The 15024-nt window shown below is 72.9% G+C and carries 13 protein-coding genes; 6 read left to right on the top strand and 7 right to left on the bottom strand.

The window, feature by feature from the left end; translation table 11 throughout:
• Positions 1–77: 77 nt before the first annotated feature.
• From ligD to ABD774_RS00675, 3 genes are read right to left on the bottom strand one after another with little or no spacing between them, the layout of a single operon-like run.
• Positions 78–1040: a non-homologous end-joining DNA ligase gene (ligD, locus tag ABD774_RS00685; RefSeq protein WP_345036491.1), complete on the bottom strand. Its 963-nt coding sequence runs from the start codon at positions 1038–1040 to the stop codon at positions 78–80.
• Between the two features lie 29 nt (positions 1041–1069).
• Positions 1070–1936 (bottom strand): HAAS signaling domain-containing protein, encoded by an 867-nt coding sequence (locus tag ABD774_RS00680; protein WP_345036489.1) that lies wholly within the window; start codon positions 1934–1936, stop codon positions 1070–1072.
• Positions 1933–2283, bottom strand: coding sequence for a PadR family transcriptional regulator (locus ABD774_RS00675; RefSeq protein ID WP_345036487.1), 351 nt, complete (start codon positions 2281–2283; stop codon positions 1933–1935). Before ABD774_RS00675 ends, ABD774_RS00680 begins: the two co-directional genes overlap by 4 nt.
• Before the next feature lie 346 nt (positions 2284–2629).
• Here ABD774_RS00675 and ABD774_RS00670 point away from each other — a divergent pair, with 346 nt between their 5' ends.
• Positions 2630–4630 (top strand): DUF222 domain-containing protein, encoded by a 2001-nt coding sequence (locus ABD774_RS00670; protein WP_345036485.1) that lies wholly within the window; start codon positions 2630–2632, stop codon positions 4628–4630.
• 144 nt (positions 4631–4774) lie between these two features.
• Here the strand turns inward: ABD774_RS00670 and ABD774_RS00665 are convergent, their stop codons facing one another.
• Positions 4775–5368 carry a histidine phosphatase family protein gene (locus ABD774_RS00665; protein ID WP_345036482.1) on the bottom strand — a complete coding sequence of 198 codons (594 nt, stop codon included), beginning with the start codon at positions 5366–5368 and terminating at the stop codon, positions 4775–4777.
• Between the two features lie 236 nt (positions 5369–5604).
• Positions 5605–6336, bottom strand: coding sequence for an RDD family protein (locus ABD774_RS00660; protein WP_345036480.1), 732 nt, complete (start codon positions 6334–6336; stop codon positions 5605–5607).
• A 255-nt stretch (positions 6337–6591) separates the two neighbouring features.
• Between ABD774_RS00660 and purB the strand changes: the two genes are divergently transcribed.
• Positions 6592–8028 (top strand): adenylosuccinate lyase, encoded by a 1437-nt coding sequence (gene purB / locus ABD774_RS00655; RefSeq protein WP_345036478.1) that lies wholly within the window; start codon positions 6592–6594, stop codon positions 8026–8028.
• Positions 8029–8141: 113 nt separating this feature from the next.
• Here purB and ABD774_RS00650 read toward each other — a convergent pair whose 3' ends face one another.
• Positions 8142–9023 carry an aminoglycoside phosphotransferase family protein gene (locus tag ABD774_RS00650; RefSeq protein WP_345036476.1) on the bottom strand — a complete coding sequence of 294 codons (882 nt, stop codon included), beginning with the start codon at positions 9021–9023 and terminating at the stop codon, positions 8142–8144.
• Between the two features lie 129 nt (positions 9024–9152).
• Between ABD774_RS00650 and ABD774_RS00645 the strand changes: the two genes are divergently transcribed.
• From ABD774_RS00645 to ABD774_RS00635, 3 genes are all read left to right on the top strand, one after another.
• The gene (locus ABD774_RS00645; RefSeq protein ID WP_345036474.1) at positions 9153–9407 is read left to right on the top strand and encodes a hypothetical protein; all 255 of its coding nucleotides are present in this window, start codon (positions 9153–9155) and stop codon (positions 9405–9407) included.
• A 295-nt stretch (positions 9408–9702) separates the two neighbouring features.
• Complete coding sequence (locus tag ABD774_RS00640) at positions 9703–10536, top strand: DedA family protein (RefSeq protein WP_345036472.1); 834 nt, start codon at positions 9703–9705, stop codon at positions 10534–10536.
• 243 nt (positions 10537–10779) lie between these two features.
• On the top strand, positions 10780–12381 hold the full coding sequence (locus ABD774_RS00635) for a Na+/H+ antiporter NhaC family protein (RefSeq protein ID WP_345036470.1): 1602 nt from the start codon (positions 10780–10782) through the stop codon (positions 12379–12381).
• Between the two features lie 34 nt (positions 12382–12415).
• Here the strand turns inward: ABD774_RS00635 and ABD774_RS00630 are convergent, their stop codons facing one another.
• On the bottom strand, positions 12416–13351 hold the full coding sequence (locus tag ABD774_RS00630) for a Ppx/GppA family phosphatase (protein WP_345036467.1): 936 nt from the start codon (positions 13349–13351) through the stop codon (positions 12416–12418).
• A gap of 82 nt (positions 13352–13433) precedes the next feature.
• Here ABD774_RS00630 and ABD774_RS00625 point away from each other — a divergent pair, with 82 nt between their 5' ends.
• A complete protein-coding gene (locus ABD774_RS00625) occupies positions 13434–15017 on the top strand; it encodes a hypothetical protein (protein WP_345036465.1) in 1584 nt (527 codons plus the stop codon).
• Positions 15018–15024 lie beyond the last annotated feature (7 nt).

Genomic DNA, 15024 nt, shown 5'->3' with positions numbered 1-15024 from the left:
TGAGCCGGACGGGCACCCGTGGCCGCCGAGCCCGCCTGTGCCGGACGGCAGGGCCCCGCGGCGCCTCCGCCGTCGGGTCAGTCCGGCTCGGGCGGGGCGGCCTCCCCTTCCGCCTCGTCCCGCTCGGCCCACTCCAGCAGCGGGGCGAGGTCGAAGACGGCGTCGTCGATGCCGGCGTGGAGGTCACCCAGCTTCGCGTACCGGGCCGGCATCGTCGCGAGCGTGAAGTCAGCCGGGTCGCAGTCCGGGACCTCGGCCCACGTCAGGGGCGCGGAGACGGTCGCCGTCGGCGTTCCCCGCACCGAGTACGCGCAGGCGATCGTGTGGTCGCGGGCGTTCTGGTTGAAGTCGACGAACACCTTCGACGGGTCCCGGTCCTTCCGCCACCACGTGGTCGTGGCGTCGTCGGGGATGCGCCGTTCGACCTCACGAGCGAAGGCGAGGGCGGCGCGGCGCACGTCGTGGAAGCCGTGCTCAGGCTTGATCCGCACGTACACGTGCAGCCCGTCGCCGCCGGTGGTCTTGGGAAAGCCGGTGGCGCCCAGCTCGTCGAGCACCTCGCGGGCCACGCCGGCCACGCGGCGGACGGTGGCGAAGTCCGTGGTGTCGCCCGGATCGAGGTCGATACGCCACTCGTCCGGCTTCTCGACGTCGGCCCGCCGGCTGTTCCACGGGTGGAACTCGACGGTCGACATCTGCACCGCCCAGACCACCTGGGCGAGCTCGGTGACGCACAGCTCGTCGGCGTCGCGGTCGTAGCGCGGGAAGTGCACGCGCACGGTCTGCACCCACTCGGGCGCGCCGTGCGGGAGCCGCTTCTGGTGGACCTTCTCCCCCTCGATGCCCTCGGGGAAGCGGTGCAGCATGCAGGGCCGCTCGCGCAGGGCGTTGACCACGCCGTCGCCGACGGCGATGTAGTAGCTGGCCAGGTCGAGCTTGGTGTGGCCGGGGCCGGGGAAGTAGACGCGATCGGGGTTGGAGATGCGCACGGTGCGCCCGCCCACCTCGAGCTCGGTCACGGGCGCCTTTGCCTTGGCCATGGGGCTACTTCACCACAGGACGCCTGCCGTCACACCCGCCACGGGGCTCGGGCGGGCTCAGGGCCCGACTCGACCAATCCCCAGGTGCGGGCACGCTGCGCACCGTCCCGCCACAGCCTGGCCATGAGCCATACCGCCGCCGCAGTGACGGCAAGACCGGCCGCGACGACGAGCACCGCCCGCGCGGGGCTTGCCGGGACCGCGGCTCCGAGCCACGTCACAGCGCCGCAGGCCACCGCGAGCGAGGGCATGAGCAGGGCACCGGCCCACTTCTGCCGGGTCGTCCACAACGGCGACGACGCCAGAAGAATCGTCGACACGAGCCAGGGCAGGCCGACCAGTCCGAGCGGGCCGAGCATGCTCCACACGATGTCGTAGGACGCCGGCAGCATCGGGTTCTGCGTCACCTCGGCCTGCACGAAATCGGCCGGCGCGGGTCCGTGGAAAGACCCCGCACCGTAGGCGGCCGTGCCGTACTGGGCCGCCACCGCCGGGGGGACCACCTCCGGCTGCTGCGTCAGCGCCAGCGCGACGGACGCGGCCAGCACCACCAGGTACAGGCCGGCCGACAGGACCGTGAGGAGCCCGACGGTGACCGGCACCCAGGGCTGCGTGAGCGCCGGCCGAGGCGCGGTCCCGATCGCCGCAGGGGCCTGCCGCGGCGACGGGCCGAGGTCGGACAGGGCGGCGGCCGCCACCCGGTCGGGCGGGCCCAGCTCGGCGAGGACCTGCTCCACGGCCTCGTCGTCGGCGGGCCGCGGCTGGCCTGTGACCGCGGCGTCGATGTGCTCGCGCAGCCCGGCGAGGATCTCCGCCCGGTCGGCCGGGTCGATGCTCCCCAGCATCCGTGCGACGTCGTCGAGGTAGGCGTGGACGCGGGCGTCATCGGCGCTCATGTCGGTTCTGCTCTCTGCTCGAGGGCCGCGTCGACCGCGTCCCGGAACGGGTGCCAGGCTCGGGTGAAGGTGGCGAGGGCGCGCTCACCGTCCTCGGTGAGGGCGTAGTAGCGGCGGGGCGGCCCGGCGGTGGACTCCTGCCAAGTGGTCTCGACCAGACCGGCCTTCCGGAGCCGGGCGAGGAGGGGGTACAGCGTTCCCTCGCCGCTCATGAGGATGCCGTCCGCTCCGAGCGCGCGGGCGATGTCGAGGCCGTACCGAGCGCCGGGGCGAAGGAGCGCGAGCACGCAGTACTCGAGAGCTCCCCGTCGCAGGTTCGAGAGGATGCTCTCCTCGCCCGGTACCATGCGGCACAAGGTAGTGCGATGGCGAACTTCCAGCAATGGACGTGCAGCACGCAGCACGCTCCGACCGAGGGTCAGGTCAGGCATTGCTCGCCTAGACAGCGTTCAGGCGTGGGGCATGCAACCGACGCGCCACCCGCCAGCCGCCCGCCGCGCGCCGCGCGCCGCGCGCCGGGCGACCGGGCGACCGGGCACCGGCCCCACTCGGTCGGCGATGACGAGTTGCCCGATATCCCACCACGTCTATCCACAGCGCTGACCTGCGACAACGCGCCACCCTGGCCCGATGTCGGACGGCGCCCGTAGTCTTTCGAACATCAGTTCACAGCGACGTGGGGAGGTGAGCGGGATGGTCGCACAGCAGGCGGGGCGCACCCCGAGTGCCGAGCCGACGCCAGTCTCCCTGCTCACTGCCGTTCGCTGCGCGGTCGAGGCCCTCCGTGCGGCGGCCCCGGACACCGGTGCGCGTGAATGGCCGCACGCGGACCGGGAGATCGTCATCACCTCGCTGGACCGCCTCATCCAGGATCTGACGCTCTACCGCGGCAAGGTGCTGCTGGCCCACCGCGATGACGGGCGGTGGGGCACCGCCCGAGACCGCGACTTCCAGGACTGGCGCTCGCGCACCACCGGCGCCGGGCGGGGAGCCGCCATCGGCGAGCTGCAGGTAGCTGAGGGCCTGGAGGCGATGCCCGAGGTCGACGCCGCGATAGCCGAGGGAGCTCTGACGCTCGAGCACGCGAAGACGCTCGCCCGCATCCGGGCCGGAGCCTCCGAGGAGGTCAAGGAGGCGCTGGCCAACGGGATGGCGGCCGAGCTCGTGGAGAAGGGCAAGAAGCTCACGGCTCCCGAGCTGGCCAAGGCTGCTAAGAAGGTGGCAGCAACGATCGACGCGCGAGCGGCGCAGGAATCGTTCGAGGTGACGTGGCGTCGTCGTTCGGTGACCACCGGGCGCACCGGCGGCGCGCGGACCGGCGCGTGGGTCCTGGACGACGTCTCAGGGACGCTGATCGAGACCGCCCTGGACGCCATTGCCGGTGCGCCGGCCCAGGATGACGACCGCACCCGGGAGCAGCGTCGCGCCGACGCCCTCGTGACGATGGCCTCCCGCACGTTGCAGGTCGGCTCCGACCTGAACGGCGCACAGATACGGCCCCACGTCGCGTTGATCGTCGACGAGGAGACGTGGGCCGCGGCCCGTCGCCACGGCGAGGCGCTCGCCGCGGCTGGTGAGTCCGAGGTCGACGCAGCGCACGGGCGTGGGGCCGCGTTCGGTCTCGGGCCGGACGGCCAGGTGCGCACCACCTCGGAGGTCGAGGCGGACCGTGGCGAGGGCCGTGCGGCAGACGGCTGCAGCCTGACGGGTGGGGGACGCGCGCCCACGCGGCCCGACTCCCACATCAGCACGGGCCTACCGGCGGCACCGGACCTTCCCGCGGTGGCACCCGCGGAACTCGAGGACGGCACGCTCGTCCCGCTGGGTGAGCTGATCCGGCTGATGTGCGACTGCGAGATGACCCGGGTCGTCATGGACGCCGACTCCCAGGTCCTCGACGTCGGGCTGACCCAGCGCACCTACGCCAAGGAACTACGCCGCGCGGTGACCACCCGGGACCGGCACTGCCAGTGGCCCGGCTGCCGGATCCGCGCCTCCTGGTCCGAGGTCCACCACATCACCTGGTACTCCCGCGGCGGGCCGACCTCCGTGGACAACGGCATCACCGCCTGCACCTACCACCACCACGTCATCCACCGCGACCACGTCCGCATCGTTCCCCTGGCCGACGGGTTCGCCTTCTACCGCTCCGACGGACAGCTGATCGGCACGTCTCGGCGAGAACCGCGGACGCGCCGCGGAAGTGCGGTCGGGGCACCCGTGTCGGTCAGCGGGCGGTCGTGTCCGGACGACGACCGGACTCCCATGGCAGGCGACGAACACGCGGATCTGCTCGCCGCCCGTGAGCAGTTCGCGTCGAGCAACGGTCGACCGTCAGCCATGGTGCTCGAAGCGCACGCAAGAAGGACGACGTTCGCACTGTCCGGCACCGCCGGGCCACCGGGCGGACCCGGGACTCAGGGGACAGGCCTGCCCGCCGCGGCCCCGCCCGGCACGGCCCCGCCCGATGCGGCCTCGCCCGCCACGGCGGCGCCCGGCACGGCCCCGCCCGGCACGTGCCCGCCTGATGCGGCCTCGCCCGCCACGGCCAGGCTCGGCACGGCCACGCCCGATGCATCCTCGCGCGGCGAGCCCGACAACTCTGGCAGGCGCCGCACGACGGCCACTACGTCACCACCACTGACACTCTGGGACGCGTCATTGCTGGACCAACCGGCCGGGCCTCCTTTCTGACCGATCCGGCAAGCCGCCGAGCAGGAGTTGGTCGGCGCCGTGGTCGACGTCGTGGAGCAGAACGTCCAGCGCACGATCCGGCCCGGATGCCCCCGCGACCTGGTCGCGGCTCTCACAATCATCGAGCCATCAGCGGCCGCTCGGTCAATGTGTGGGCGGCACGTTCCAGTACTTCACCACGGGCGTCCCTCGCTTGAAGGTCAGCACGCTGCGGTGCGCCGCGTCGAGGATGAACCCGCGGCCCGCCGAGGCGGGCAGGCCGAGCCACCGGGCGACGAGCACGCACAGCAGGTGGCTGTGAGCGACGACGAGCACGTCACCGCCGTCGTCGAGGACCGGTCGGAGTCGGGTGAGCACGCGGTCGACGCGGGCGCCCACCTCGTCTGCCGTCTCGCCGTTAGGGGCGCCGTCGTCCCACATGTCCCATGCCGGGAGCCCGGCCGCCTCCCGCTGGGCGAGGTAGTCCTTGGTGGTCATTCCCTCGATGTCGCCGTAGTTCCACTCGACAAGGTCGTTGTCGACCTCGAAGTCCTCGATGCCGGCGAGCTCGGCGGTGCGCCGGGCACGCTGCCGGGGGCTGGAGAGCACCTTCGCGAAGTCGTGCTCGCCAATGTTGTCGAGGAGCTTGCGTCCCTGCTCCTCGCCTCGAGGCGTGAGCGGGATGTCGGTGGTGCCGGTGTGCTGGCCGGACACGCTCCACTCCGTCTCGCCGTGACGGACGATGACGAGCTCGGACATCGGTCTTCCTCCCTGGGCCGGACGCCCTCCGAGCATGCCCGGCAAAGTGCCCTGCTGCACGGCAGGGGGACTGTCGACCGTGCGACCGTGCCCGCCCAGCTGCCCTCCCGGCGGGGCGACACCCGCGCCCGGACGCCGCCTGAACGCCCGCGACCGTCCGGACGGGCCAGTCCGATGCACGACGGGCGACGCCCGGACGCGTGGTCCGTGGCGCCGCCCGCCGAGGGCGTTGACCGTCAGTCGTGAGTGACCACGGTGCCACAGAGCTTGTCGGCGAAGGTCTGCTTCTTCTGGTCCCACAGCGGCCAGAGGTAGCCGATGTAGAAGAAGGCGTCGAGGATGTGCGCGAACTCGCGCCCGAAGGTCAGGCCCATGCCGGCCGGACCGCCGATGGCCTCCTTGACGAGGCGGATCTTGAGCAGGCTCTTACCGACCGACTGACCGGTCCGGCCCTGGCGCCACACGCGGTTCCAGAACCAGATGCCGAGCTGCGCCACGATGCCGATGAGGATCAGCACCGTGCCAAGGGCGGTGGGCGTGCTCGTCGGCGTACCGAAGGCGTCCACGGTCGTCTCGGAGGTGCCCGCGGCGATGCCGTAGCACAGTGCGGGCACAATGCCGGAGACGACGCCGTCGATCAGGGAGGCACCGACGCGGTAGGGCCAGCTGGCGAGTGTCCGCCTGGCGACGCCCGGCCCGCCCGCGGCTTCGCCGTACGCCGGCGCGCCGTACTGCGCGGCCTGTCCGTGCTGCGGAGCCTGCCCGTACTGCGGAGCCTGGCCGTATGCCGGCTCGGCCTGCGCGCCGTACTGCGGAGCCTGGCCGTACGCCGGCTCGGCCGGCGCGCCGTACTGCGGGGCCTGCCCGTACTGCGGAGCCTCGCCGTACTGCGGCACCTGGCCGTACTGGGGAGCGGCGGGCTGACCTGCGTTCTGACTGGGCGCGTAGGGGTTCTGGTCGTTGCTCATGGGTCTCCTCGGTGGGGGTATGAAGAGATTGATACCAGGCGGTACCAGTCCATAAACCCCGGCCGTATGGGGAGATGTCCCCTCGGCCCCGCGAGGATATGGGGACCTCTCCCCGGACCGCCGTCGATGCATCACCGGAGGTCACGCGGTCGCGCTCCGGCCGCCATCGAAGCCGCACCGGCCACGACACCTGCGCCGTCGCACCAGCCGGACACCGCCGACGTAGCCCGGCGCGCGGCTGGGATGATGTCGCACATGACCTCTCGCGTGGACCTCGCCGCCCTGACCCCGCCCGTCGCCCTGGGTGCGCTCGACGGGCGCTACCGCCGGACCGTCGCGCCGCTGGTCGACCACCTGTCGGAGGCCGCGCTCAACCGCGCCCGCCTCCTCGTCGAGGTCGAGTGGCTCATCCACCTCACCGACCACGGGGTGCTCCCCGGCGCCCCGCGCCTCACCGACGCCGACAAGGACTACCTGCGCGGCGTCGTCGCCACCTTCGGCGCGGACGAGATCGCCGAGCTCGCCGAGATCGAGCGCGAGACGCTCCACGACGTCAAGGCCGTCGAGTACTTCCTCAAGCGCCGCCTCGACGCCGCCCCGGCCACCCTCGGCGAGGGCACCGTGCTCCCGCGCGTGCACGAGATCGTCCACATCTTCTGCACCAGCGAGGACGTCAACAACCTCTCCTACGCCGTCACGGTCAAGGACGCCGTCGAGCGGGTGTGGCTACCGGCCGCCACTGCGATGACCGACGACGTCGCGGCCCTGGCCCGCGAGCACGCCGGCGCCGCCATGCTCGCCCGCACCCACGGGCAGCCGGCAACCCCCACCACGCTCGGCAAGGAGCTCGCCGTCCTCGCGCACCGCCTGCGCCGCCAGCTGCGGCGCGTGGCCGGCGCCGAGTACCTGGGCAAGATCAACGGCGCCACGGGCACCTACGGCGCGCACGCCGCGTCCGTCCCCGGCGCCGACTGGGAGGAGGTGGCGCGCACCTTTGTCGAGCACCTGGGCCTGACCTGGAACCCGCTGACCACCCAGATCGAGTCCCACGACTGGCAGGCCGAGCTCTACGCCGACGTCGCCCGCTTCAACCGCGTGCTGCACAACCTCGCCACGGACGTGTGGACCTACATCTCGCTCGGCTACTTCCGCCAGCGCCTCTCCGCGCAGGGCTCCACCGGCTCGTCGACCATGCCGCACAAGGTCAACCCCATCCGATTCGAGAATGCCGAGGCCAACCTCGAGATCTCCTGCGCGCTCCTGGACACGCTCGGGTCGACCCTGGTGACCTCGCGCCTGCAGCGCGACCTCACCGACTCCTCGACCCAGCGCAACATCGGCACCGCCTTCGGCCACTCGCTGCTCGCGATCGACAACGTCCGCCGCGGCCTCGCCGGCCTCGACGTCGACCACGACGCGCTCGCCCGCGACCTCGACGCCAACTGGGAGGTCCTCGGCGAGGCCGTCCAGCAGGCCATGCGGGCGGCCTCGATCGCGGGCGCGACCGGCATGGAGGACCCCTACGAGCGCCTCAAGGAGCTCACCCGCGGCCGCCGCGTGGACGGGCCGGGCATGCGCGAGTTCATCGCGGGCCTGGGGCTCCCTGACGACGTCGAGGCCCGGCTTCTGGCGCTCGAGCCGGGCACGTACACCGGGCTGGCGGCGTCCCTGGTGCGACACCTGGACGCCTGACCAGGAAGCAGCCGGGCGAGCGCGCCCGGCAGTCCACGAGCAAGAACCCTCGTGCCGAGCAACCAGGTTTCAACACACTTGCTCGGCACGGTCCTTCTTGCTCGCTGTCGGGCTCAGCCCTCGAGCACCTGGCGCAGCGACTCCCGGCCGACGGCGGCCAGCACGGGTGCGTCGTCGGAGTGGGCGGCCATCGCGGTGGCCATGCACAACGCCCAGCCGCGCCCGCGCCGCCAGGTCGCGTCGTCGTAGCGGCCCGCCAGGGCTGCCACCAAGCGGCGGCGACCGGCAGCCTCGAACGTCAGCCACGCCGTCGCCAGGTCCGTTGCGGGGTCCCCGGCAGCCATGTCGCCGAAGTCGATGACGGCGGCCAGGCCTCCGTCGTCGTCCAGGAGCAGGTTGGCGGGGTGGAGGTCACCGTGGATCCACGACGGCGGCCCCTCCCAGGGCGGTGTGCTCACCAGCTCCTTCCAGAGTGCCCCGACCCGGCCGGGGTCCGGCACCGCGCCGTCGGCGAGACGCTCGCGCACGGCGGCGTCGCGCGTCACCAGCGGGACGCCGCGCACAGGGTTGAGCGGGGCGCCCCGCGGTGCCGGGCGGTGAAGCTCGATCACGAACCTCGCCAGCATCTCGGCTGCCGCCCCGCGCTCCACGACCGGGACGTGCGCGGCGGGGGTGCCGGCCAGCCACGGCACGACGGACCAGTGCCACGGGTAGACCGCGGCCGGCCGGCCCGTCCGGACGGGGGCGGGGACCGGCACGGGCAGGTGCGGCGCCAGCTCGGGCAGCCACCGCTGCTCGTGCTCGACGAGCACGGCGGCCTGCCGGCGCCGGGGGACGCGCACGGCCAGGTCCGCGCCCAGGCGCCACAGGACGTTGTCCCAGCCGTTGGCCACGAGCTGCAGCGGCAGCGCCGCGAGGTCGGCGTGCTGCTCGGCAAGCAGGTGCCGGACGAGCGCCTCGTCCACGCGCACCTCGGCCACCGGCATCCGTGCCATGCATCCCTCCGGTCTCGGGTGCTCACACCTCGAGCTGACCTGGACGCGACATGGGGCCTTGGCCCGCAGTCTGTCGCGCCTCCGCCGAGTCTCGCACGGCCGGTGCTCCGGACCGCTACGGTGACGACCGTGCGCGCCGCCCACGGAGCCGGTATCGGCCTCCTTCTTGTCGTCGGTGGCCTCGCGCTCGCTCTCGCCCTGCGGACCGAGGCCTGGTTCGCGTGGACGGGTGACCGCTCCTACGAGGCCGCCGTCATCGCCGCGGGACGCGTCCTCGTCCTCGGGGTGCCGCAGTACGTCGGTCTGGCGGCCGCCCTCGTCGGCCTGGTCATGCTGGCAGCAGCAGGTGGGTACGAGCTCGCACGTCGGCGACTGCGGGACTGACCGCGGCTGCGAGCGTGGCTGGCCGACGTGGCCGACAACCGCCGTCGGACCACAACTGGGGCACCGCGGACCAGGGATGGCCGGCACCGCCGTCGGACCACGGCCGGGGCACCGCGGACCAGGGATGGCCGGCACCGCCGTCGGACCACGGCTGGGGCACCGCGGACTAGGGATGGCCGGAACCGTCGTCGGATCACGGGATGACACTGCCGGCCGCGGCTCCGACCGCGGGATGTGCAGGCTCACAGCTCGCGGCTGAGGCGCTCCACGCGCTCCGCCCGTACCGTGGTCTCTCGTGATCCCCGTGCTGCTGTCCGCCCAGACCGGCTCCGACGCGCCCCTGACCGGCATCGCCGCGTGGGCCGTGGGCGTCATGGAGACCCTCGGCGGCTTCGGCGCCGCCCTGCTCATCGGCCTCGAGAACCTCTTCCCGCCGCTGCCGAGCGAGGTCATCCTCCCGCTGGCCGGGTTCACCGCCTCCCAGGGAACCCTGGGCCTCGTCGAGGTCATCGCGTGGTGCACGGGCGGCTCGGTGGTGGGCGCGTGGGTGCTCTACGCCATCGGCGCCCTGCTCGGCCGCGACCGCACCCGCGCCATCATGAACTGGCTCCCGCTGGTCAAGATGGAGGACGTGGACAAGACCGAGGCCTGGTTCCACAAGCACGGCAAGGGCACCGTTTTCGTCGGGCGGATGATCCCGATCTTCCGGTCGCTGATCTCCATCCCTGCCGGCATCACCCACATGCCGCCCCTGCTGTTCACGGCGCTGACGCTGGCCGGCTCGCTGATCTGGAACACCGTGCTCATCGTCGCCGGCTACGCCCTCGGCGAGAACTGGCACATCGTTCAGGAGTACGTCGGCGTCTTCTCCAAGATCGTCATCGTCGCGGTGATCCTGTTCCTCGCGTGGTTCGTCGTCTCGCGGGTGCGGGCGATGCGCGTCGAGCACAGGACCGGCCACGGCACCGGCACCGCGGGTCGAGGCACGGCGACCGCGGGTGGAGGCACGGCGACCGCGGGTGGAGGCACGGCGACCGCGGGTGGAAGCACGGTCGCCGCGGAGGAGGGCCCGACTCCCGCCGAAAGAGGAACCGACCCCGCCGAGAAGCACGACCCGCGCCTGAGCTGACGGCCGCCGCGCGTCACCCGTGACCGCGCAGACCGGCGGGCGTGCGCAGACCGGCGGGCGTGTGAGATAAAGCGGATCCGACGCCGCCCGTCACCCGTCACCGCGCAGACCGGCGGGCGTGTGAGATCGAGCGCGATCCGCCGCCGCCCCTCCCGTTCGGACCGACGGGGCGCCTAACCTTGCCTGTCGCCTGCCGCGCAGCGCCGTTCCGCGCGCCCGATCTACCCGGGGGAAACCACACCCATGACCGAAGCCCCGACGTTCCTCTCCGTCGTGCCGCCGCTGCTGGCGATCCTCATGGTGGTGCTCACCAAGAAGGTGCTGCTGAGCCTCGGCGTCGGCGTCGTGAGTGCGGCCCTGGTCCTCGCGGGCGGGAGCCCGGCCGGCACGCTCGGCCTGGTGTGGGAGGCGTTCCTCGGCATCTTCTGGGCCGACGGCGCACCGAACACCTCGAACATCTACATCGTGCTGTTCCTGCTGATCCTCGGCGTGGTGGCGGCGTTCATCATGATGGCCGGGGGCAGCCGCGCGTTCGGCCGCTGGGCGATGGAGCGCGTGGGCAGCCGCCGCGGCTCCCAGCTCCTCGCCGCCGTGCTCGGCGTCGTCATCTTCATCGACGACTACTTCAACGCCCTCGCCGTCGGGCAGGTGGCCAAGCCCCTGACCGACCGGCACCGCGTCTCGCGCGCGAAGCTCAGCTACATCATCGACTCCACGTCCGCCCCGGTGTGCGTGATCGCCCCGTTCTCCAGCTGGGGGGCCAGCATCATCGGGATCATGGCGCCGATCGTCGTCGCCGCCGGACTCGTCGACGTCACCGCCTTCGAGGCCTTCCTCGCCACGATCCCGATGAACTACTACGCCTGGGCGACGCTCGCGCTGGTCTTCGCGACCGTCCTGCTGCGCGTGGACCTCGGCGCCATGCGCAAGGAGGAGCTGCGCACGCTGGCCGACGGCGAGCCGTACGCCCCCGGCAAGAAGGTGGCGGGCGAGCTGTCCAAGGAGCTCCCGGAGCACCGCCCCGGCTCGATCAGCGCGCTGGTCCTGCCGTTCCTCGCGCTCGTGGTCGGCGTCGTCGGCGCGATCGTCTGGACCGGGCACACCGAGTCGGGCTCCTGGGACGTCATGGAGATCTTCGCCAGCACGCTGGTGACGGAGTCGCTCCTGATGGGAGGCCTGCTCGGCCTGGTCGTCACCCTGGTGCTCTACCTCCGGGACACCCGCAGCAACGAGCGGTTCGGCGCCGGCACTTTCCGCGACGGGTGGACGCAGGGCATGTCCTCGATGCTGCCCGCCATCTACATCCTGCTGCTCGCGTGGATGCTCGTCGGGCTCATCGACCAGCTCGGGACCGGGCAGTACCTCGCGGGTCTCGTGGCCGCGGCCTCGCTGGACCCGCAGTGGCTCGTGCCCATCATGTTCGTCGTCGCCTCCGGCATGGCGTTCGCGACCGGCACCTCCTGGGGCTCCTTCGGCATCCTGCTCCCCATCGCCGGGCAGGTCATGTCCGGCGTGGGCGAGCCCGGACTGGTCATCCCCGCGATGGCGGCCGTGCTGGCGGGGTCGGTCTTCGGCGACCACTGCTCGCCGATCTCGGACACGACGATCCTGTCCTCCACCGGCGCGGGCGCCAACCACATCGACCACGTCATGACCCAACTGCCCTACGCGCTGACCGCGGCCGGGGCCTCCCTGGCCGGGTACGTCGCCCTGGCGCTGACCTCCAGCGCGTGGGCCGGCCTCTGCGTGACCGCGCTGGTGCTGGCGGGCGTCCTGGTGTGGGTCCGCCGCACCGTGCGGCCCGTCGAGGAGGAGGCGACGGCGCTCGAGACCGCCGTCGTCTGAGAGGCGTCCGGCAGGGTCACCGGCCTCGCGGCAGCTACGACGCCGGGGCGAGCTGGTCCAGCCGGCGCAGCAGGACCCCCTCGCGAAGCGCCCACGGGCAGATCTCCAGCTCCTCGACGCCCAGCGCCTTCATGGCCCGCTGCGCGACGATCGCCCCGGCCACGATCTGGTAGGTGCGCTCCGGGGTGATGCCGGGCAGCTCCATGCGCTGCTCGGCGGGGATCTTCGCCAGCCGCGGGGTCCAGTCCGCCAGGTCGGCCAGGCGCATCCGCCGTCGCTCCTCCGGGCCGACGACGGCCACCTGCTGGCCCGCCAGCCGGGCGAGCGAGCGGAACGTCTTCGACGTCGCCACCACGTGGTCGGGCGGCGGCAGCTCGGCGAGGTCGTCGGCAACCTCGGCGAGCGTCTTCTTGACGTAGGCCTTCAGCGCGTCGACCTCCTTCTCGCTGGGCGGGTCGGAGTGCAGGAACCGGCGCGTGAGGCGGCCCGCCCCGAGGGGGACGGAGACGGCGTACTCGGGCCGCTCGTCCAGCCCGGCGGCGATCTCCAGCGAGCCCCCGCCGATGTCGAGGACCAGGAGGCGCCCGGCGGCCCAGCCGTGCCAGCGCCGCGCGGCCAGGAACGTCAGCTCGGCCTCCTGCTTGCCGCTGAGCACCCGTAGCTCCACGCCGGCCAGCTCGGAGAGGTGAGCGAGCACCTCGGGACCGTTCGCCGCCTCCCGGATCGCCGACGTCGCGAGGCCGACCATCTCCTCGACCCCGAGCTTCCCCGCCGCCTTGACCGCCTTGCGCACCGCGAGCCCGAGGGTCTCGATCCCCTCGGCGTTGATCGCGCCGTCGTCGTCGAGGTAGCGCATCAGCCGCACGGTGCTGCCGACGTCGGCGGCCGGGTCCGGACGGGCGGCGGGCTCCGCGTCGACGGCCAGCAGGTGCACCGTGTTGGAGCCGATGTCCAGGACGCCCAGTCGCATGGGCCTACCGTACGGCCGTGTTCCCCGGCCGGGCGCCGCACCACCTATTGTGACGTGGACCTCGCACCCGACCGGAGACCTCATGGCCACCATCCTGCAGAAGGCGATCACGCCCCCGATGTCCGCCGCGTACCTCGAGCGAGGACTCGACCGGGTCGCCGGCTACGTGGTGCCCGCGGCCGACGTCGCCGGCGTGACCTCGACGGCGGACCTCTTCGAGCTTCACGGTCTCGGGTTTCCTGGGTCCCCCTTCTCCCCCGACGCCCCGATCGACGTCCTGCACCTGCCCGTCTCCCCGACGGCGGTCGTCCTCCCCGCCACCGGCGGCCAGGACGAGGAGGGCCGACGCCGGACGGGAGGGCCGTTCCTCGAGCGCCCGCCGTTCACGGGCACCGGCTTCACGTCGGCGGGCGACGTCGTCGCCCCGCTGTCCTGGGTCGAGCACACCCGCCTCACGCCCGGCGCCCGGCTGTGGCGCTTCACGCCCGGCGAGGCCGAGCCCGAGCTGATCGGCACCTACCACGGCGTCGCGTTCGGCTGGCAGAACCACCTCGACGGCGACAGCTTCCACGCGATCGTGCCCTCGAAGTACGTCGGGCACGTGGCGAAGATCGACGTCGGCACGTTCGCGGCCGACGTCGCGACCGACGAGGCCGGCAACCCCACGGTGCTGACCCTGGTCACCCCCTCGCGGGACGCCGAGCAGCACGGGTTCAGCCGCACCGAGGCGGGCATGTGGGCGCGCAAGGTCCCGGCCGCCGACGCCCTCGAGATCTTCGAGATCCACGCGAGCGCCCGCTGGCACGGCATCCCGGTGCGGATCGTCGACCAGGGCCCGAACAAGGAGGGCGAGCAGTTCTGCCGCGTCGCCTCCCTCGCGCACGACGCCGACATCGCCGAGCGCCTCCACATGGACAAGCTCGACGCGGGCGTCTACGAGACGACCGTCGCGCTGTCCGCGCTGACCGACGTGGTCTACGCCCAGCGGGTGCCGCGCGGCTGGGCGCGTGAGGGGCAGCTCAAGACGGCCGCGCAGCAGCCGGCGGCGACGACGACGCCCGCGCGCCGCGCCTCCGGTGCCACGCCGACGGTGGGGCGTCCCGTCGTCACCGTCGGGGCCGGCGCGGACGGCTCCGCCAGCCCGATGGCCAAGCACGCCGCGCACCTGCAGCGGGTGGCCCAGGGCCTGGTCTCCGTGGCGCCGACCGGGTGGACGCGCGCCCGGGTGCTGTGCCGCATGGTCGGCACGCGCGGCGAGCTGCTCGCCGCCTCGACCGGCCCCGACGGCAAGGAGGTCGGTCTGCCCGGCCTGCCCGGCGACGTCGGCAAGGCGCTGGCGGAGATGCGGCACGCCAGCTTCGAGCCGGGCAAGGGCACGTGGTTCGCCGCGCTGGTCACCCTCGAACCAGCCGGCAAGCTGACCCTGAACCTGGACTACACCCACGAGCAGAAGTGGTCCAAGCCGCTCGAGTCCGGGCAGTACGCCGAGGACCTGCGCCGGTACCCGCGCGACGAGGAGCACATCCCCGACTGGCTGCGCGAGCGCCTGGCGGAGGACGAGGCGTCCGACGCGCGGCCCGACGGCCCGCCCGCGGAGTCCGCGCCGCCCGCGCCGCCCGCGCCACTCGCGCCACCCGCGCCACCCGCGCCACCCGCGGAGGCGTAGGGGGCGA

Source organism: Georgenia daeguensis (assembly GCF_039537705.1).
GTDB classification, from domain to species: Bacteria; Actinomycetota; Actinomycetes; order Actinomycetales; family Actinomycetaceae; genus Georgenia; species Georgenia daeguensis.
Note: the sequence above shows the minus strand (reverse complement) of the source record. Positions and strands in the feature narration are given on the sequence as shown.

Coding starts and splice junctions, on each gene's coding strand:
- ligD (WP_345036491.1), bottom strand. CDS start 1,040: ATGGCCAAGGCAAAGGCGCCCGTGACCGAGCTCGAGGTGGGCGGGCGC.
- ABD774_RS00680 (WP_345036489.1), bottom strand. CDS start 1,936: ATGAGCGCCGATGACGCCCGCGTCCACGCCTACCTCGACGACGTCGCA.
- ABD774_RS00675 (WP_345036487.1), bottom strand. CDS start 2,283: ATGGTACCGGGCGAGGAGAGCATCCTCTCGAACCTGCGACGGGGAGCT.
- ABD774_RS00670 (WP_345036485.1), top strand. CDS start 2,630: ATGGTCGCACAGCAGGCGGGGCGCACCCCGAGTGCCGAGCCGACGCCA.
- ABD774_RS00665 (WP_345036482.1), bottom strand. CDS start 5,368: ATGTCCGAGCTCGTCATCGTCCGTCACGGCGAGACGGAGTGGAGCGTG.
- ABD774_RS00660 (WP_345036480.1), bottom strand. CDS start 6,336: ATGAGCAACGACCAGAACCCCTACGCGCCCAGTCAGAACGCAGGTCAG.
- purB (WP_345036478.1), top strand. CDS start 6,592: ATGACCTCTCGCGTGGACCTCGCCGCCCTGACCCCGCCCGTCGCCCTG.
- ABD774_RS00650 (WP_345036476.1), bottom strand. CDS start 9,023: ATGGCACGGATGCCGGTGGCCGAGGTGCGCGTGGACGAGGCGCTCGTC.
- ABD774_RS00635 (WP_345036470.1), top strand. CDS start 10,780: ATGACCGAAGCCCCGACGTTCCTCTCCGTCGTGCCGCCGCTGCTGGCG.
- ABD774_RS00630 (WP_345036467.1), bottom strand. CDS start 13,351: ATGCGACTGGGCGTCCTGGACATCGGCTCCAACACGGTGCACCTGCTG.
- ABD774_RS00625 (WP_345036465.1), top strand. CDS start 13,434: ATGGCCACCATCCTGCAGAAGGCGATCACGCCCCCGATGTCCGCCGCG.